The 18434-nt window shown below is 72.5% G+C and carries 14 protein-coding genes; 4 read left to right on the top strand and 10 right to left on the bottom strand.

Annotated features, from left to right (window positions below):
• The first annotated feature begins 242 nt into the window (after positions 1 to 242).
• Complete coding sequence (locus tag ACIF80_RS21680) at positions 243 to 2885, top strand: SpoIIE family protein phosphatase (protein WP_399806975.1); 2643 nt, start codon at positions 243 to 245, stop codon at positions 2883 to 2885.
• A 250-nt stretch (positions 2886 to 3135) separates the two neighbouring features.
• A complete protein-coding gene (locus ACIF80_RS21675; RefSeq protein WP_399806972.1) occupies positions 3136 to 5412 on the top strand; it encodes an MMPL family transporter in 2277 nt (758 codons plus the stop codon).
• A 116-nt stretch (positions 5413 to 5528) separates the two neighbouring features.
• Here the strand turns inward: ACIF80_RS21675 and ACIF80_RS21670 are convergent, their stop codons facing one another.
• From ACIF80_RS21670 to ACIF80_RS21655, 4 genes are all read right to left on the bottom strand, one after another.
• On the bottom strand, positions 5529 to 7472 hold the full coding sequence (locus tag ACIF80_RS21670) for a DUF1996 domain-containing protein (RefSeq protein WP_399807532.1): 1944 nt from the start codon (positions 7470 to 7472) through the stop codon (positions 5529 to 5531).
• A gap of 289 nt (positions 7473 to 7761) precedes the next feature.
• Positions 7762 to 8439 carry a lytic polysaccharide monooxygenase gene (locus ACIF80_RS21665; protein WP_399806970.1) on the bottom strand — a complete coding sequence of 226 codons (678 nt, stop codon included), beginning with the start codon at positions 8437 to 8439 and terminating at the stop codon, positions 7762 to 7764.
• A gap of 266 nt (positions 8440 to 8705) precedes the next feature.
• Complete coding sequence (locus tag ACIF80_RS21660) at positions 8706 to 9338, bottom strand: GNAT family N-acetyltransferase (protein WP_399806967.1); 633 nt, start codon at positions 9336 to 9338, stop codon at positions 8706 to 8708.
• Between the two features lie 95 nt (positions 9339 to 9433).
• Positions 9434 to 9886 (bottom strand): flavodoxin family protein, encoded by a 453-nt coding sequence (locus ACIF80_RS21655; protein WP_399806966.1) that lies wholly within the window; start codon positions 9884 to 9886, stop codon positions 9434 to 9436.
• 132 nt (positions 9887 to 10018) lie between these two features.
• Between ACIF80_RS21655 and ACIF80_RS21650 the strand changes: the two genes are divergently transcribed.
• A complete protein-coding gene (locus ACIF80_RS21650) occupies positions 10019 to 10672 on the top strand; it encodes a class I SAM-dependent methyltransferase (protein WP_399806964.1) in 654 nt (217 codons plus the stop codon).
• 31 nt (positions 10673 to 10703) lie between these two features.
• Here the strand turns inward: ACIF80_RS21650 and ACIF80_RS21645 are convergent, their stop codons facing one another.
• The 3 genes from ACIF80_RS21645 to ACIF80_RS21635 all read right to left on the bottom strand — a co-directional run bounded on the left by ACIF80_RS21645 (position 10704) and on the right by ACIF80_RS21635 (position 13598).
• Entirely contained in the window at positions 10704 to 11045 is a 342-nt protein-coding gene (locus tag ACIF80_RS21645) for an ArsR/SmtB family transcription factor (protein WP_399806961.1), read from the bottom strand.
• Positions 11046 to 11775: 730 nt separating this feature from the next.
• The gene (locus ACIF80_RS21640) at positions 11776 to 12381 is read right to left on the bottom strand and encodes a hypothetical protein (RefSeq protein ID WP_399806958.1); all 606 of its coding nucleotides are present in this window, start codon (positions 12379 to 12381) and stop codon (positions 11776 to 11778) included.
• A gap of 146 nt (positions 12382 to 12527) precedes the next feature.
• Complete coding sequence (locus tag ACIF80_RS21635) at positions 12528 to 13598, bottom strand: alcohol dehydrogenase catalytic domain-containing protein (RefSeq protein ID WP_399806955.1); 1071 nt, start codon at positions 13596 to 13598, stop codon at positions 12528 to 12530.
• Positions 13599 to 14060: 462 nt separating this feature from the next.
• On the opposite strand from ACIF80_RS21635, the gene ACIF80_RS21630 reads away from it, so the two are divergent.
• On the top strand, positions 14061 to 15434 hold the full coding sequence (locus ACIF80_RS21630; RefSeq protein ID WP_399806952.1) for an alpha-lytic protease prodomain-containing protein: 1374 nt from the start codon (positions 14061 to 14063) through the stop codon (positions 15432 to 15434).
• Positions 15435 to 15521: 87 nt separating this feature from the next.
• Here the strand turns inward: ACIF80_RS21630 and ACIF80_RS21625 are convergent, their stop codons facing one another.
• The 3 genes from ACIF80_RS21625 to ACIF80_RS21615 all read right to left on the bottom strand — a co-directional run bounded on the left by ACIF80_RS21625 (position 15522) and on the right by ACIF80_RS21615 (position 18425).
• Positions 15522 to 15845: a hypothetical protein gene (locus tag ACIF80_RS21625; RefSeq protein WP_074995366.1), complete on the bottom strand. Its 324-nt coding sequence runs from the start codon at positions 15843 to 15845 to the stop codon at positions 15522 to 15524.
• A gap of 354 nt (positions 15846 to 16199) precedes the next feature.
• Complete coding sequence (locus ACIF80_RS21620; protein WP_399806950.1) at positions 16200 to 17858, bottom strand: catalase; 1659 nt, start codon at positions 17856 to 17858, stop codon at positions 16200 to 16202.
• 156 nt (positions 17859 to 18014) lie between these two features.
• Complete coding sequence (locus ACIF80_RS21615; RefSeq protein WP_399806948.1) at positions 18015 to 18425, bottom strand: hypothetical protein; 411 nt, start codon at positions 18423 to 18425, stop codon at positions 18015 to 18017.
• Positions 18426 to 18434: the final 9 nt, after the last annotated feature.

Raw genomic sequence — 18434 nt, 5'->3', positions numbered from 1 at the left:
TCTGCCCCCAGGGGTTGCATCCTGCTGATATCGGGTGAGACGACCTGGTTCACCCAAAGGTTGCGTTCTTCTGGACGGATCCCGTTTCACGCCCGGAGCACGTCCACAGCATGTCCGGTTCATGCCCGGGGCGCCTCCTGACCGGGCCCGGGGCCGTTTCCCGCCGCGCCGGAGCACCGGGCATGGCACATCCTGGTGGGGAACGAACGATGTCCTGTGCGTCCGCACCGGGAGGACGCGAGATGGAAGAGGCTGCCGCCGTGCCCGCCGGGGAGCGGCCGGGAGACCGGCACGGCCTCGGCCCGGCCGCGGGCGGGGCCGGGGACGCGGGGCGGATCGAGGATGCGCTCGCGCAGCCCTTGGTGGCGGCGGTCGAGGCCCTCGGAGGGTACGGCGGCCTGGTGTACCTGAGGTCGCGCGACCGGCGTTCGCTGGTGCTGTGTGTGGTGGCCGGGGTGCCCCGATCGCTGCTGAGGCCCTGGTGGCGGGTGCCGGTGGGCGGCGCGCTGCCGATGGCCGAGGCATACCGCTCGGGCGGGCGGCTGTGGCTGCCGGACGAGCGGGCGACGATGCTGCGCTTCCCCCAGTTCGCTGCCGCGCTGCCGTACTCGTTCGCCTCCGCCCATCAGCCGTTGACAGTGGGCGGGGAGACCGTCGGAGTCCTGGTGGTGCTGCGGTCGGCGGCCCGGGAACCGGTGGGCGCGGCTGCGGTGGCGCGCGTGCTGCACGACACGGGGCGGAGCGTGGAGGAGCGCCTCACCGGGTTCGTCCGGCGTGCCCCGGCCTCCGCTCCCACGGTCACGGACACCGGCACGCAGGCGACCGCGGACGCCGTGGCGTACCGGACCGAGTACGACGGCCGGCCGGTCGGCGTGCGGCTGCCCGCCCCGTCGGCCCACACCCTCCGGCTCGGCATGGTCGAGTGGGACCTGGACAGCGGCCGGTGGTGGGCGGACGACGAGGCGCTGGCGCTGCTCGGGCTCGCCCGGGAGGACTTCGACGGCACCATGGCGGGCGTCGAGGCCCGGGTGGCCCCGGACGACGCGCACGAGCTGCGGGCGTGCCGGAGCGACGCGAGGGCGGGAATGCGGATCGGGTCCCGGCACTTCCGGGTGCTGGACGAGAGCGCGGAGGACGGCCGGCTCCGCTACCGGCCGGTGGAGCTGTGGGGGCATGTCGTACGGGCGGGCTCCGCGGGCCGGCTCCTGGTGGGGGCGCTCGTCGAGGCGACGGGCGGGGTCACCGCGGCGGAGGCCGCCGAGCGGCTGCCCGACGGTCTGTTCTCGCTCGACCAGGACGGGCGGGTCACCTATGCCAATCACCGCTGCGTGGAACTGCTGGGCTGCGAGCGGGACGAGTTGCTCGGCCACTCTCCCTGGCAGGTGATCGCGTGGCTGCACGATCCGCACTACGAGGACCGCTACCGCGCGGCGATGCTGTCGCAGGAGCCGGTGTCCTATTCGGTACAGGACCCGGACGGCGTCTGGCTGGGCTTCGTGCTCTACCCCGGTGTGCACGGTCTGACCGGCCGTGTCTTCCGCACCGGCCCGCCCGCCGGGGCCACGGCCGGACCGGTGCCCGAAGCCGGAACGCTCCCCGGCGGAGGCGCGGCGGGGGCCGCCCCGCCCGGCACGGATTCCGCCGTGCCGCCGCCGGAGGCGGTCGCCTCACCCCGCGCGGGGGCGCTGTACCACGTCGTGCAGATGGCCAGCACGCTCACCGAGGCCGCCACCGTCAGGGACGTGTGCCGCGCGGTCTCCGAACAGTTGCTGCCCGCGTTCGGGGCCCGCGAGCTGGCCCTGTACGCGGTCCGCGAGGGGCGGATGTACCTGCTGTGGGAGTCCGGCTACCCGAAGGACTTCCTCGACGCGTTCGAGGGCGTCCCCCTCGACGCGGAGCTGCCCGGTGTGCACGCCCTGACCACGAGGTTCCCGCTGTTCTTCGAGTCGCCGGAGGCGCTGAGCGGCGCGTATCCGGGGATCTCCCTGGACCGGATGGGGGCCTGGTCGTTCCTGCCCCTGATCGCGTCCGGCCGTCCGGTCGGTTCCTGCATCCTCGGCTGGGAGGTCTCCCGCCGGTTCACTCCCGACGAGCGTTCCGCGCTGATCGCGCTGAGCGGACTGGTCGCCCAGGCGCTGGAGCGGGCCCGGTTGTACGACGCGGAGTCCGCCGTCGCGCGCGGTCTGCAGGAGGGGCTGCTGCCGCACCGGCTGCCCGCGATCGAGGGGCTGGTCAGTACCGGCCGCTATCTGCCGGGGACCCAGGGCATGGCCATCGGCGGTGACTGGTACGACGTGATCAGGACCGAGCGCGGGGTGGCGCTGGTGATCGGGGACGTGGAGGGGCACAGTGTCGGAGCCGCGGCCGTCATGGGGCAGTTGCGCAGTGCCGTGCACGCCTTCGCCGCCAGCGGGCACCCGCCGCAGGAGGTCATCACGCACACCAACCGGCTGCTGGCCGATCTGGAGGCGGACACCTTCGCCACCTGCTGCTACATCGAACTCGATCCGGACACCGGCCGTGCTTTCGCGGTCCGGGCCGGCCATCCCCCGCCGCTGCTGCGCCACCCCGACGGCCGTACCGAGACCCTGGATCTCGTCGGCGGCGTGATGCTGGGCGTCGAGGCGAACGCCCTCTACCCGGTCACGGCGCTCACCCTGGAGCCCGGCAGTGTCCTCGCGCTGTACACCGACGGGCTGGTCGAGCAGCCCGGCAGCGACATCGAGACCGGGATCGGGGCGGTTCGCCGCACCCTCGCGCACAGCGGTAAGGACTCGGTGGAGGAGCTCGCCGACCAGTTGGTCAGGACGGCCCACAGGGCGGAGGACCGGCCCGACGACGTGGCACTGCTGCTCACGGCGTACCGCGGGGCGACGGGGGCCTGACCTTCGCCGTGCCGGAACCCTCACCGCCTGCGGCTCCGGGAGAGCGGCACCGGGGGCGCGGGCCCGGCGGACGACACGGTGGCCTCCGGCCTGCCGCCCACCGCGCTCCCCGCCTTCTCCGACCTGCCCGCCCGTCCCTGGGCCCGTTCCCCGCTCCGGGATGCCGGGGTGATCCGGCCCGCATGTAATGGAGGTGAGGCCGGGACCGGCTCGGCCTCGGTGGACGACCGGGGCAGAGGAGATCGCGTCCATGCCTTCGAAGCGCAGCGGGGACGAAGGGGCGGCCGGGCCGAGACCGGGGGTGCTGCGACGGCTGGGCGAGTGGTGCGCCCGGCACTTCGTGATCGTCGTCCTGGCCTGGCTGGTGGCCCTGGTCGCACTCCAGGTGACGAGCCGCTCCGTCGGTGGCACGTACTCGGACAACTTCACGTTGCCGGACTCCCAGTCCCAGCAGGGCGTCGAGGTCCTCCAGCGGCACGATCCGCAGGCCGGCGGGTACAGCAGCCAGATCGTGCTGCACGACGACCGGCAGCAGCTCACCGCGTTCGGCTCGCAGATGTCCACCGCGGTGGCCGGTCTGGAGAAGCTGCCGCATGTGCTGTCGGCGCAGAACCCGCTGTCCGCCGCCGGGGCGTCCTCGTCGTCCACGGGCTCCGGTTCCTCGCAGCCGGACGTCGGCCCACTGTCCTCCGACGGGAGGACGGGCTACATCACGGTCCGCTTCGACGTCCAGCCCTCCACCCTCGGCGACGGCTACCTCGACGGGGTGGACGACGCCGTGCAGCCGCTGCGGGCGGCCGGGGTCCAGGTCGAGTACGGCGGGCCACTGGGCGAGCTGGCCAGGCCGTCGCCCAACGACCGGGTGAGTGAACTGATCGGCTTCGCCGTGGCCGTCGTCGTCCTGCTGATCGGGTTCGGCAGCGTGATCGCCGCGGTCATTCCCCTGCTGACGGCGCTGATCGCGGTCGTCGGCGGTCTCGCCGTGCTCGGCCTGCTGGCGGCGGCGTTCACCTTCGCGACGGTCTCGCCGACGCTGGCCACGATGATCGGCCTCGGCGTCGGCATCGACTACGCGCTCTTCCTGCTCACCCGGTACCGGCAGGACCTCATGGACGGCCGGGATCCGGTGTCGGCCGCCGGTCACGCCACGGCCACCAGCGGGCGGGCCGTCGTCGTCTCCGGCTGCACGGTGATCATCGCGCTCGCCGGCCTGTCCGCGTCGGGCGTCTCCTTCATCTCGAAGCTGGGGCTCGCCGCCGCCGTCACGGTCGTCTCCGCCGTCGTCGGCGCACTGACTCTGGTGCCCGCGCTCCTGGGGCTGGCCGGCCGGCGGATCGACCGCTACCGGGTACGCCGCCCCGTGGCCGAGACCGGCGCCGGGCCGGGTGCCGAACCGCGGGGCGTCTGGCACCGGTACGCGCAGCGGGTGGAACGCCGCCCCTGGTGGTTCCTGGCCGCGGGCGTCGCCACGATCGCCGTTCTCGCGGTTCCGGTGTTCTCGATCCAGCTGGGCCACATCGGTGACGGCGCCGACCCCACCTCCTTCACCGACCGCCGGGCCTACGACCTGATGACCGACGCCTTCGGGCCCGGCTCCAACGGTCCGCTCACGGTCGTCATCGACCAGTCCTCGGTACCGGACTCCGACCGGTCCGACCTCGCCTCGCAGGCCCAGGAGACCCTGGACGGTGCCGGTGACACGGCGGCGGTCACGCCGCTGACGGCCACGCAGGACGGCGACGTGCTGGTCGGCACGGTGTACTCGGCCGCCTCCCCGCAGAGCGCCACGACCACGGACCTGACCAACCGCCTGGTGCGCGACACCCTGCCGGAGGCCGTACGGGGCACGTCCGCCGACACGTACGTCACCGGTACGACGGCGGCGCAGGTCGACTTCCGTGACATCGTCACCGACCGGCTGCCACTGATCATCGGCGTGGTGGTCGCGCTGGCCTTCCTGATCATCCTGGCCGTGTTCCGCGGGCTGCTCGTCGCCGTCAAGGCCGCCGTCCTCAACGTCCTGTCCATCACCGCGTCCTACGGCGTCGTCGTCGCCGTCTTCCAGTGGGGGTGGGGCGGGCCCGCGCTCGGCGTGGCCGGGACGGTGCCGATCGAGAGCTATGTGCCGATGATGATGTTCGCGATCATCTTCGGCCTCAGCATGGACTACGAGATCTTCCTGCTCTCCCGCGTCCACGAGGCCTGGCTGCGCACCGGCGACGCCAAGGCCTCGGTCGCCCACGCCCTGGAGATCACCGCGCGGGTCATCACCTGCGCCGCACTGATCATGGTGAGCGTGTTCGCGGCGTTCGTCGTGAGCGACAACGTCGTGGTCAAGATGCTCGGTCTGGGGCTCGCCGTCAGCGTCCTCATCGACGCCACCGTCGTACGGCTGCTGCTGGTCCCGGCCGTCATGACACTGCTCGGCCCGCACGCCTGGTGGACACCCCGGTGGCTGGACCGGGTCCTGCCGCACATCGACACGGAGGGCGAGGCCGCGCCCACGCCGCCGCGGACGCCCGGGTAGCGCGTAGGACCGGGTGGCACGGACGTCTTGGGTGCCGGGCATGCGACGGCGGCAGGTCCCGGGGGACCTGCCGCCGTCGTACCGCGCCCGCACCTCACCCGGCGGGACGTTTCGGTTCAGGCGCGTCGCACGCGGCGCAGGAGCACCACTCCCGCGACGAGCAGGACGGCGCCCACCGCCGCCGGCCAGAGCTGGGCTCCGGTGTCGGCCAGACCGCCGTTCACCGCCTGCGGCTCGGTGGAGTCCGCGGCAGCGGCCTGCTGTCCGCCGTCGTTGGTCGCCGTGCCCACGCCCGGCGTCACCTGGCCGGCGCCGGCCACGTTGTCGCCCTTGGCCGAGGCCCGGACCTCGGGCTGCTCGTCGCCGGGCGGGGTGGTGGCGTCACCCACGGGCTCCTCGGTGGCCGGGGCGTCGGCCGGGGGCTCCGAGGGGTTCTCCTGCTGGTCGTCGCCCCCGTTGCCGTTGTCGTTGCCGCCGTTGTCGTTGCCGCCGTTGTCGTTGCCGCCGTTGTCGTTGCCGCCGTTGTCGTTGCCGCCGTTGTCGTTGCCGCCGTTGTCGTTGCCGCCCTCGTCGGGGACTTCGGGCGCCTCGGTGGGCTCCTCCCCCGGGTCCTCACCCGGCTGCTCGCCTCCGCCGGCACCGACACCGCAGGTGCGGCCGCTGTTGATGCAGTCGACCATCTCCTGCATCAGGTCCTCGTCGAAGACGTTGATGAAGTCGCCGTGGTCGGTGCCCGGCTTGTGCAGCTGCTCCGGGAAGGAGTCCACGGCGAACAGCGGGGTCGTCGCGCCGCCGTCGTCGAGACTGGGCGCGTCGACGTCGTAGACGATGCGCTGGACCAGCTGCGGCACGGGCGTGAAGCCGGACGGGCAGTTGCCCTGGGCGTCCGCGAACGCCATGTGCGTACGGTGGTTGGCGCTGTCGATGTTGCGGCCGTCCCAGCAGCTCTGGAAGTCGAAGGTACGGACCACGTCACTGCCCTGCGGGCACAGCGGGTACTTGTCCGCCAGCTGCCGGTCCTCGAAACCGGTGCAACTCCAGGACGCGTTGGCGTTGGCGGGGCCGTTGACGAAGGACTTGGCGTCACCGGTGATGATGCGCAGCAGCCTCGGCATGGCCGTGACCTCGCCCTGCGGGTTGCCCACGAAGGTCAGGGTGACCTCCTTGGGCGTCACGATCTCACCGGCGTTGCCCTCGATGCCGCCGCCGGGTGAATTGGCGTCCTGCTCCTCGGTGCCGTTCTGCAGCCGCAGCACGGGCCAGTAGTACGACGACTTGTCGCCCTGGTCCTCACAGGTGGTGTCGGCCGCCGCCAGCTCCTCGTCGCTGGAGAAGGCGTTGGTGGCCTGGTTGCCGATGTAGTCGTGGAAGTGGTGCGCGCCGTTGGCGACGCCCGGGGCGGCGATCACGTTGTCCGAGTTGAACAGGCCGTTCTCGTTGACGCCGCAGCTGCTGACGAAGGTGCCCTTCGAGGCGTCGCCCGACTCGGCGGGCTTGGCCACGTTGGGCTGGATGCTCTTGATGTCCACGAAGTCCGCGGCGACGGGCCCGTTGCCCGCCTGGCCACCGTTTCCGCCGCCCTGCTCCTGGCCTGCGCCCTCGTCGCCGCCCTGTTCGCCCTCTTCTCCCTGTCCGCCCTCCTGGCCGTTCCCGTCCTGGCCGTCGCCGGGCCGGCCGGACGCGTTACCGGAGTCGACCACGGAGCAGTCGGCGAGTTCGCCGAGGCCCTCGGGGCGGTCGCCCTCCTGCTCCATGGCGCCCGAGATGCGGTCGAGAGTCGCGGAGCGCTCCTCCTCGAGTGGGTTTACGACCTTCTCGTCGGCGACGCCGGGGTCCTGCTGAATCGCCGGGGCGGACTCCGCCAGGCGCTGGTAGGCCTGGGCGATCTGCTCGTCCAGCGCCGCGAGTTCCTTGTCGACGGCCGGCCGCGCCTTCTCGGGGACCGTGGTCAGGTTGGTCCCCACGTCGGGGCAGTCGATGGTGGCGCCACCGAGAACCCGCGCCCGGCCGGCCCCGTCGGCGTCGTCCTCCGTCGCGGAAGCATAGACATTGGCCGCCATCAACCCCCCTCCGCCCAGGATCAGCGCGACCGCTGCGAAGGTCGCGCGCTGTGGCCCTCGGGGGCGTCTGCGTGTGTTGCGTGCCAAGGCAGTACTCCTACGCTTCTGTCGCGGGGGGGGCATGAAATTCCCACGCCTCATACGTAGGCGGTCCGCGGTGTGTTCAAGTGCCTCACGGTTTCTTCGAAGAATCTCAGGAACCCCCGGGCACACCCGAGCCCCCGGGTTCCTCCCGACTCGGCGTGCGCGGAGGGGGCTTCGGGGGCCGGGCAGTGCAGGGAACGGCCGGTCAGCCGAAGTTCACGTCACTGCACAGGAAGTACGTCTGGTCCATGTGCGAGGCCTGCCAGATCGTGTAGACGACATGGCGGCCGCTGTAGCCGGACGTGCTCACCGGGATCGAGTAGTCCTGGCTCGGGCCGTACGAGCCGGTGGTGGCCACCAGTTCGAGGTCGTCCCAGGTCAGCGGCTGGGTGGTGGGGTCGAAGCCCTGCCGGGTGACGTAGACGAGGAAGTAGTCCGCGCCATGGCTCGCCTGGTCGTACAACCGGACGGTGAAGTCGCCGTCCACGTCGGTGGCCCGCCAGGCGCCCACCGTGTCCATGGAGTTGTAGCGACCGCCCTCGGTCCGTCCGCCGCTGCACAACCGGCCGTCGGGGATCACGGCCTCGAAATCACCGGCGGAGCCGTCGCGGTAGAGGCCGTTCCAGTTCCACATGGCGTTGGGGTTGTCCTGCCACGCCTGCCAGCACATGGGGTCCTCGTCCGCCATGGCCGGATTCTGGAAGTCACTCCCCCAGCGCAGCCAGCAGCCGTAGTTGCGGGACGCCGGGTCGACCACCGAGCCGTGCGCGACCGCGGTGCCGCTCCAGGGAACCAGACACAGCAGCGTGGCGACGAGGACGCTCAGGACGAGCGTGGGGCACGATGCGACATGAACACGTAGGTCATGACCATGCCAATTCATGATCTCCTTCTTCCGGGTGGGGGGACGTGCGGACGTCGGTGCGCGGCGCGCGCAGGCCTGAGCACAGGTGGGGGCCCGCCCCTGCGGGGGTGCACGCCGGAGCGCGTACGAGGAAGTCATGGGAGCGCTCCCAGAAACACAGGCTGCGCCTCATGAAACGGAGGGGCAACACCCGTTCGCGCCACTTCCCCGCCGGTCATGGCGTGTTCGACGCCGTTCGACGTGCGGGGCGGCCCCGGCCGTCCGAAACCGGCCGGGATCCCTCGTCACAGCCGTTCGCGGTCCCGGGTGGAGCGGCCGAGGCAGACGACGGAATCGTCGATGTGCGCCTCGATCTCATGGAAGCCCATCCGGTCGTAGAACGCCCGGGCGGGCTCGTTGGCCTTCGCCATCACGAGATGGACCGCCGGCACCCCGCGGTCGCCCAGCGCCTCGAGGAGCGTCCGCATCAGCTCCCGGCCGTGACCGAGCCCCTGCCAGTCGGGCAGCAGGTCGATGTGCAGATGGGCCGGGTAGGCGGCCAGCTCGGGGACGGACATCCGCTCGGGGTGGTGCAGGAGCCGGGCCATCTCCTCGTCCCTCGTGCCCGGCGGCCCGGACGGCTCGGGGTAGCGGTCGGCAACCAGGGGCAGCCACGCGGTCCGGAAGTCCCGGGCGAAGCGCTCCGTATCGGCGACCCCGAGGATGTAGCCGACCGCACGCCCCCGCCCGTCGTCCAGGACGAAGGCCAGTCCGGGCTCCAGATGCACGTAGGGGGCGGCGAAGATCGCCGGGAGGATGCTCGGATCGCGGTACAGGGGGCGGCTGTCCTGCCCGTTGTGCGCGGTGCGGATGCAGATGTCGTCGAGGGCCGGCCGGTCCTCGCGGCGGTACGGGCGAATCGAGGGAGACAGGGTCATGCCCGGCATCCTGCATCAGGTGGGAGCGCTCCCACAACCCTGTTGCCCTCCTCTGTCACTCCGTACCGGGATGACGGGCCGGTGCGAACCGGACGTCAGTCCATCAGGCCGGCAGCGAGGGTGGCGCCCAGTTCCCAGCACCGCTCGACGGCGGCCTTGTCGGGTTCGCCCGTGACGGTCACGGCGTCGGCGGCGCGCCGCCAGCCGAGGCCCTTCGTGACGGACTCGATACCCCGCACCGCACCGGTGACGTCGCTGCCGCCGTGCACGTAGTAGCCGAAGGGCCGGCCCCGGGTGGCGTCCAGGCACGGGTAGTAGACCTGGTCGAAGAAGTGCTTGAGCGCCCCCGACATGTAGCCGAGGTTCGCCGGGGTGCCGAGGAGATAACCGTCGGCTTCCAGGACGTCGCCCGCGGTGGCGGACAGGGCCGCCCGCCGCACCACGCGGACATCCTCGATCTCCGGAGCCGTGGCACCGGAGAGGACCGCTTCGAACATCGTCTGGCAGTTGGGCGAGGGCGTGTGATGAACGATCAGCAGAGTCGGCACCCTCCGACCCTGCCGTGTCGGCCGGCACTCCCGCAAGCCGGTCCGGCGCGCCGGGGGGAGCGGCGAACGGTTGTGAGGGCCCGCCGGGAATGGCACGATGCGCGGCATCGGTACACGGAGACGGGGTGCGTCTTGGTCGACGAGAATCGCAGGCCACCGGCGGCAGTGGTGTTCGACGCGCTGGGCAGCGACTACGAGGAGGCGTTCGCCGCCTCCGGGGCGCACCGGGCCTCCCTGGGCTGGCTGCTGGAACGGCTCCCGCCCGCCGCCCGGGTACTGGACGTGGGCAGTGGGACGGGCCGGCCCACGGCCGCCACGCTGGCCGCGGCGGGTCACCGGGTGCTGGGGGTCGACGTGTCACCGGTGATGGTGGAGATCGCGTCCCGGCAGGTGCCCGACGCCGAGTTCCGCTGCGGCGACATCCGTGAAATGCCGGTCGGGGACGGCTCGTTCGACGCCGTCTGCCTGTACTTCGCGCTGCTCCAGATGTCCCGTGCGGAGCAGTCCGGCCTGCTGCGCCGACTGGCCCGGGTACTGCGGCCGGGGGGCTTGTTCGCCCTGGCGACCGTGCCCCTGGACGTGGAGGGCTTCGACGGTGTCTTCATGGGGCAGAACGTGCGGGTCACCAGCTTCGCCGCCCAGGACGTGGTCGACCTGGTGCGGGACGCGGGGCTGACGGTGCTGTCCGAGAAAAGCGTGATGTTCACCCCGGCCCATCCCGACGCCACGCCGGAACCCCAGCTCTTCCTGCACTGCCGGCGCGAGGACACGGCCCCCGCGGACTGACGCGGGACGGTCGCGCGGAACGCGGCTCCCGCTACGGCAGCGGGCTCGTCTCGTCCCTGAGGTCGGCGAGCAGTTCGGCCTGGCCGGCGAGGACACCGGACAGGATGGTGCGTGCCACGCGGAGCAGTTCCGCCACGTGGGGGCTGGTCAGCGAGTAGTGGACGGTCGAGCCCTCCTTGCGGCCGACCACGAGGTTCGCCCGCCGCAGCACCGCCAACTGCTGGGAGAGATGTGCCGGTTCGATGCCCACCTGGGGCAGCATCTCCGCGACCGCGTACTCGCGTTCGCTGAGGAGTTCCAGGACCCGGATACGGGCGGGATGCCCCAGGGTCTTGAAGAACTCGGCCTTCAGCTGGTGCAGCGGCGTGGTCATCGTGCCGTCCCCTTCCCGGCGCCGGCCCGGTCCAGGGCCCCGGTCCATCGCCTCACCTGTACGTCGTCGGCACCCGACCTCGACGCTTTCCGACATTAGCAACTTCGCACATCCCTGCTGTCCGGTGGTCGCGCCCTCAGGGATCACAAGGTGGTCCGGACGCTCTTTCCGCGGCCGTCACCCTTTCCCCGGCCGTCCTCTTTCCACGGCCGCCACCGTTGCCGCGGACCACCGCCGTGCCACCGGTCCGACGACGGTGGACTGGCGCCCGACGAGTGGCGCGGCCGGCCGCGGGGTGGTGTTCGCCGCTTCTGTGTCCACCCGGACCCGCTCGGCGGTCTCGCGGGCGGGAGGGGGACGGGACGGCTCGGTGGGGAGGGGGAGCACGTGACGGTGGGGCGGCACGCCGGCGTCGTCGCCCCGCGATGGGCTCCGCCCGTATCGCGGAGGGGGAGCCGGCTGCGTGCGGGTCACGGTGCCTCCCGGACGGGCTGGGGCGCCGGCCGCGGGGGCCGGGCCGCGGGCAGGACGCCGGTGAGCCGCAGGTGCCCGCGGGCCGCGTGAGCCTCGGTGGCCCACGACGACGGACACGCATTCAAGCATGTATGCAATTGCTAAATTTAGCAATTGCGCAGGTCATGCAAGCAGTGCGCGGCGGGGGAAGCAGCACCCGGCCGGCCCGCACGATCCGGCCGGTCGTCAGCGCGCCGGTGGCCGGTCCGTCAGCCGGTCACCCCCGCATCCGCCTTCGCCACGACGGTTCGACCCGCCGCCACTCGGCCTCCCACTCCTCCGAGCGCCGTTGCCGTATCCGGGACCGGACGAGCCATCCGCCGATCACGGCCATTCCCCCGGTGGCGGCGGCGACCGTGAGGCCGGCCATGACCGCCTGGAAGCGTGCGTCCGCTCCGGCGGGCGGCTCGGAGACGAGGCGTCCCGCGTCATCCGTCCACACGGTGACCACGCTGCCCGCCTTGCCTCCGGGATCGGCCTCGGCCCGGCCCGTGCGGCTGGTGCCGTCGGGCGCCGTCCACCGCACCTTCACCCATGCGCGGCCGTCCCCGCTGCCGTCCTCGGTCACCGGCGAGGGCAGCGCGTCGGCCGCGTCCTCGGTCAGCACGGCGGAGACGGTACGGGACTCTGCGCGGCGCTCCGCGAGGGACCGGTCCACCGCCCCCGCCGCCGCCAGACCGGTGACCGCCCCGGCGAACAGCGTGAGGACCAGGGTGGCGAGCAGCAGCCAGGCTTCGATCACGTCACTGCGGCGGCGCAGCGGGCTGCTCCGCCAGCGCCACAGCCACACCCTGCGGGGCCGCGCACCACGGGCCCTTCCCATGGGTTGTCACCTCCTCGCGCGCCACCTCTTCAGGGTCCGCCGCCGGGCTGCCCGACGCATGGGCCGAACGGTCCCGTCCGGGGCCGGAAAAGCTCCGGGGCCGCGGCCGCCGTCGGGCCGCACCGTGAGGCCGGGCCGTCGGGCCGTCAGGCCGCGTACGCCGGGACGACCTCACGCCGCTCTCCGCCCAGGACGACCTTGAGCGCACCGGTCTCGGCGGCGTTGCCGAAGACGTCGTACGCCTCCTGCATGCGGCCGAGCGGGAAGGTGTGGGTGATCAGCTGTCCACCGGGCAGCCGGCCGGCCACCGCCATCCGGAGCAGGGTCGGGGTGGAGCGGGTGTCGACCAGCCCGGTGGTGAGGGTGACGTTCTTGCTCCACAGGTCCTCGAGGTGCAGTGTGGCGGGGCCGCCGTGCACACCCACGTTGGCCACGTGTCCGCCGGGCCCCACCATGCGGGTGCACAACTCGAAGGTCTCGGGACGGCCCACCGCTTCGATGACCACGTCCGCGCCGATCCCGTCCGTGAGGTCCGCGACCAGTTGCCCGGGGTCCTCGCCCGCCTCGGCCACCGCGTCCGCGCCCAGCGCCCTGGCGGACTCGAGCCGGGCCGCGGACACATCGACGGCGATGACGCGTTCGGGCGCGAACAGCCGGGCGGTGATGATCGCGGCGAGCCCGACGGGTCCGGCGCCGACCACGACGACGGTGTCCCCGGGGCACACGTTGCCGAGCTGCACACCCACTTCGTAGGCGGTGGGAAAGACGTCGGCCAGCAGTACGGCGTCCTCGTCGGTGATCGTGCCGGGCAGCGGGTGCACGGAGAGGTCGGCGTACGGCACCCGGACGTATTCGGCCTGGGTGCCGTCGATGAGGTGACCGAGGATCCAGCCGCCTCCGCCCCGGCACTGGCCGTACCGTCCGGCGCGGCAGTAGCGGCACCGCCCGCACGTGGTGACGCAGGACACCAGGACGCGGTCCCCGGGGCGCACGGTGCGGACGTCGCCGCCGGTCTCGACGATCTCGCCGACCGCCTCGTGCCCGAGGACGGTTCCGGGGGGCACCTCCGGAACGTCGCCCTGGAGGATGTGCAGGTCCGTGCCGCAGACACTCACGGCGTCGACCCGCACGATCGCGTCGGTGGGCTCCTTGATGTCCGGGTCGGGCCTCTCCTCCCAGGCGGACTGCCCGGGGCCGTGGAAGACGTAGCCCTTCATGCCGATCCTCACCCTTCTCGGTTCCGGCGGGCTTCGGCGTCGGGCGAACCCGCGCCCGCCTGCGGCGGCCGGGCCCCGGGGGGTGATCCGCGGTCCGGCCCTGCTCTTCCAGTCTGAGCGCACCGGGGAGGATCCGCGCGGGCCGCCGCGGCACCCCGGCAGCCCCGGCGGCTCGGCGACCCACGATCCGGTCCCCTGTAGCCCGGTCCGGGTGGGGCGGGCGGGGGCGGCGGCGGCCCCGCAGGAGGGTGGCCGCGCCCGGCGGACGCCGGGGGCGGCCACGCGCAAGCGGCACGCGCGCGGAACAGGCCCTCGTCGGCGTCGCCGTACGCAGTACTGCACTTGGCGCCCGTTCGCGTCACCAAAGCGCGAAAGCGGGTCGCCGATGACATCGCAACCGGCGCCACGGGCAAGACCTGAGGCTCTGCGGCAGCTTCACCCCACGACGAAGGAGATCACCGCATGGCCCACAGACATGGCCGGCCCGCACAGCGGGCGGCCCTGGCCGCGCTCGGCGCGCTCGTCCTCGCAGCCCTCCCCTCCACCGTGTCGGCGGAGCCGAACCCGACGGCAAGAACCGCGTCCGGCGCAGCCCGGACCCTCGGCGCCGGCCACCCGTCGGCGGCGATGCTCGGAGCACTCCGGCGCGACCTGGGCCTGACCCCGGCGCAGGCGTCCGCGCGGCCGGCCAACGAGGCGGATGCGGGCACCCGCGCGGGTACCCTGCGCAACGCCCTGGGCGACCGGTTCGCCGGCGCCTGGGTGCGCGGGGCGACCTCCGAGGAACTCAACGTCGCGACCACCGACTCCAAGGACGTGGCGGCCATCGAGGCCCAGGGCGCCAAGGCCGTCGTCGTCACCCGCTCGCTGGCCGGCCTACGGGCCGCCAAGGAGAAGCTGGACGCGGCGGCCGCCGCCCGCGACACCGCCGACACCCCGCTGTGGTACGTGGACGTGCCGGCGAACCGGCTCGTGGTGCAGGCGCGGACGGTGTCGGCCGGTGCCGCCTTCGTCAAGGCCGCCGGGGTCGACGACCAGGATGTGACCATCCTCGTGTCCACGGTCCGGCCGCGGCTGCTGCAGGACATCACCGGCGGTGACGCCTACTACATCAATGACACCGCCCGCTGCTCGGTCGGCTTCTCCGTGACCGAGGACGCGCAGCAGGGCTTCGTCACCGCCGGTCACTGCGGCGACCGGGGTGACACGACCACCGGTTTCGACCGGACCGCCCAGGGCGCCTTCCAGGACTCCGTCTTCCCCGGCAGGGACATGGCGTGGGTCGGCACCGACGACACGTGGACGGCCACGCCGGGCGTCAGGGCGCAGGACGGCCAGGAAGTACAGGTCACCGGCTCGGTGGAGGCGCTCGTCGGGGCGTCGGTGTGCCGGTCCGGTTCGACCACCGGATGGCACTGCGGGACCATCCAGCAGCACGACACCAGCGTCAGCTACGCCGAGGGCACGGTCGACGGAGTGACCCGGACGACGGTCTGCGCCGAGCCCGGCGACTCCGGCGGACCCTACGTCGCGGGCGCCCAGGCACAGGGGGTCACCTCCGGCGGCTCCGGTGACTGCACGGGCGGCGGGGCCACGTTCTACCAGCCGGTCAACCCGATCCTCGCCGACTTCGGCCTGACCCTGACGACCGAGCTCGCGCAGACCTCGGCACCGGACCCGCAGGACGACGCCGAGGACGCCTGGGCCCCCGGCCGCGTCTACCCGGCCGGGGCCACGGTGACCCGCGACGGGGTTCGCTACCAGTGCCTGCAGACCCACCAGGCCCAGAGCGCGTGGGCACCCGCCGGCACACCGGCCCTGTGGCAGCGCCTCTGACACCCTGCTCCGTGTCGCCCGTCCGGCACCGGACGGGCGGCCCCGTGCCGCGGCCGGCGCCGGACGGGTTCCGCGGGCCGGTGGGCCTCACCAGAACCGGGTGGTGAGCGCGGGCCTGCGCACCGCCTGGGCGGCGTCGCGCAGGCTCAGGGCGACGCTGATGGTGGCGCGCAGCGCCGACGGCCGTACCGTCTGGGCCGTTTCGGTGGCCAGGACGAGCAGGCAGGCGGCGGCCTGTTCCACCACGGCGACGGGGAAGGTGTAGTCGCTGTCGGCCGCCGCGCGGAACGCCTTCAACGGGATCCCGGCCCCGTCGACGGTCCGCTTGGCGGCCTGCTCCAAGTGCTGTGCGGCCTGGTCGCACACGGAGGCGGGCAGGGTGAGGGTGCTGGAGAACGATGCACTGGTCATGACACGAGTCGTCCCCCGGTACCGGCCCGTTCGATCGGGCGGCAGGACGTTTTCACCGTCCCGCGTGACGGGTCGGTGGCGAATGTCGGGGCGTGGAGGGGGCGCACCGGGGACGGCCGCCCCCGCCGGACCGGACCGGGCCGGCGGATCGTGCCGGCGGCGCGGGGGCCGGCACGCGCTCCCCCGAGCTTCTTCGGGCAGGGGGCTCCCCAGCGGCGTGATCGTCACTCGCCGACGGCCCACGAGAGGTCACGTCCTCGGTGACGGCGGGCGGAAAGGCGTCGGCAAGCAGCACGGCGTGCACCAGCGTCTTCCGCCGCTGGTGCACGCCGTGCTGCTTGCCGGGAGAACCGCTCAGCGGCTCACCACATGCCGTTCGTCGGGGACGCAGTGGGTCATGGTGAGTCCCTCCACGTCGCGCGGCGGGTTGTCACCGAGGTTGGCCAGCCGCTTGCGGTCCTCGTCCATCAGGTCCTGGCTCTCCAGGGGCTTCAGATGGGCGACGTCCTGCGGGCTGATGCCGAGGCCGTCGCCGACCCTGAGGCCGAGGTCGTTCTCGGCGAGGAGGCAGTGCCACACCATGCGCTCCTGCACCTCCCGGTCGCACTGGGAGAACAGGTTGACGAAGTTCTTGACCAGGTCGTCGCGCTCCCACTCCTCCATCAGGCAGTAGCGCTGCCCCGCCTGGAGGTAGTCGTTGGTGCGGGGGATGCGCTTGCGGGTGAGCCGGCCCCGGATCTCCGGGCCCTGGTCGTCGTGCGTCGGGTACTGGGCCTCCCGCAGGCCACCGGTGATCGACGGCTCGTAGTTCACGTGCGGGTTCTCGCCGGCGCCGTCCTGGTGGTACGTCATCTGGCCGTCGCGCTGGTTGGTGCGCACCTCGGCGTTCTTGGCCTGGTTGACCGGCAGCTGGAGATAGTTCGGACCGACGCGGTGGCGCTGGGTGTCGCTGTAGGAGAAGGTCCGGCCGACGAGCATCTTGTCGTCGGAGAAGTCCAGGCCGTCGACGAGGACGCCGGTGCCGAAGGAGATCTGCTCGTTCTCGGCGAAGAAGTTGTCCGGCATCCGGTTCAGCACCATCTTGCCCACCGGCTTCGGCGGGAAGTCCTGCTCGGGCCAGGTCTTCGTGTCGTCCAGCGGGTCGAAGTCCAGCTCCGGGTGGTCGTGGTCGTCCATCATCTGGACGAGCAGCTCCCACTCCGGGTACTCGCCGCGCTCCACCGCCTCGTAGAGGTCCTTGGTGGCGTGGCCGAGGGAGTCGGCCTGCACGTTGGCGGCGTCCTCCTCGGTCATGGAGCGCACGCCCTGCTTGGGCATCCAGTGGTACTTGACGAGCTTGGTGTCGCCCGCGGCGTCGACCCACTTGTAGGTGTTCACGCCGAAGCCCTGCATGTGCCGGTAGTCCGCCGGGATGCCCCGCGGGCTGAACAGGTTGACCAGCATGTGCATGGACTCGGGCGTCTGCGACATGAAGTCGAAGATGCGCCGGGGCTGCTGCTCGAAGGTGACCGGGTCGGGCTTGAGGGCGTGGATGACGTCCGGGAACTTGATCGCGTCCCGGATGAAGAAGACACCCAGGTTGTTGCCGACGAGGTCCCAGTTGCCGTCCTCGGTGTAGAACTTCACCGCGAAGCCGCGCGGGTCGCGGGCCGCCTCGGAGGAGTCGCGTCCACCGATGACGGTGGAGAAGCGGATGGCCAGGTCGGTGCGCTTGCCCTGCTCCTGGAAGAGCTTGGCCCGGGTGTAGCGGGAGATCGGCTCGTCCCCCCACTTTCCGTACGCCTCGAAGTAGCCGAAGGCGGTGACACCGCGCGCGTGGACGACGCGCTCGGGGATGCGTTCCCGGTCGAAGTGGCTGATCTTCTCCAGGAACTGGTAGTTCTCCAGCGTGGCGGGCCCCCGGTCGCCGACCGTGCGCTGGTTCTGGTTGTCGTAGACCGGATGGCCCTGGCGGTTGGTGAGTACCTTGCGGTCGTCGCCCGGAGCAGGACCCCGGCTCGAAACGTCCGTCATGTCTGTGGACTCCTTCGGCTGCTCATGACTGGTGGCGGGCCGGAGCACGGTGGCGAGCGGCCGCGGACCGGCCGCCTTCGACTGCGCGGGAGCTCCGGTGTCCCGGCAGCCCCGTGTCCCTTTCCCGGTGTCCCCGGTTTCCCAGGAACCACGTGGTCACTCACGCGTCGATGGCCCGCTCACTGAACGTCCGCCGCCCGACGGCCGGGCCCGCGCACCTCGCGCACGTCCCGCCGGGGGCTTGCGTACGAGGGCCATGCTGCCGTGCATCACGGAGACCGGCGACTCGGAGCGGCGGCGGCCCCCTGCGTCCGGCGTGCGGCCGGGGGCAACCGGGATGGCGGGCGGGACGGTCGGTGTGTCCGGTGGACCGGCGGTGGACGTCGCGTCCTTCCTGCGGACGGCGTCGACGGGAGCACCGGCGTGCAGGCGGTCGACGAGGCCGGGGTCGGTGAGGAAGGGCCTGTCGGGAGCGACAAGGTCGGCGGCGGATCGGGCGCGGCGGGTCCGGGAGCCGTACACGGCGGGGCTGTGCAGCTCGAAGATCGCCAAGCTGCTGCCCTGCATGCGGGACGG

This window comes from Streptomyces sp. NPDC085927 (assembly GCF_044540975.1).
Lineage (GTDB): Bacteria > Actinomycetota > Actinomycetes > Streptomycetales > Streptomycetaceae > Streptomyces > Streptomyces hirsutus.
This window is presented reverse-complemented; position numbering and strand designations above follow the sequence as displayed.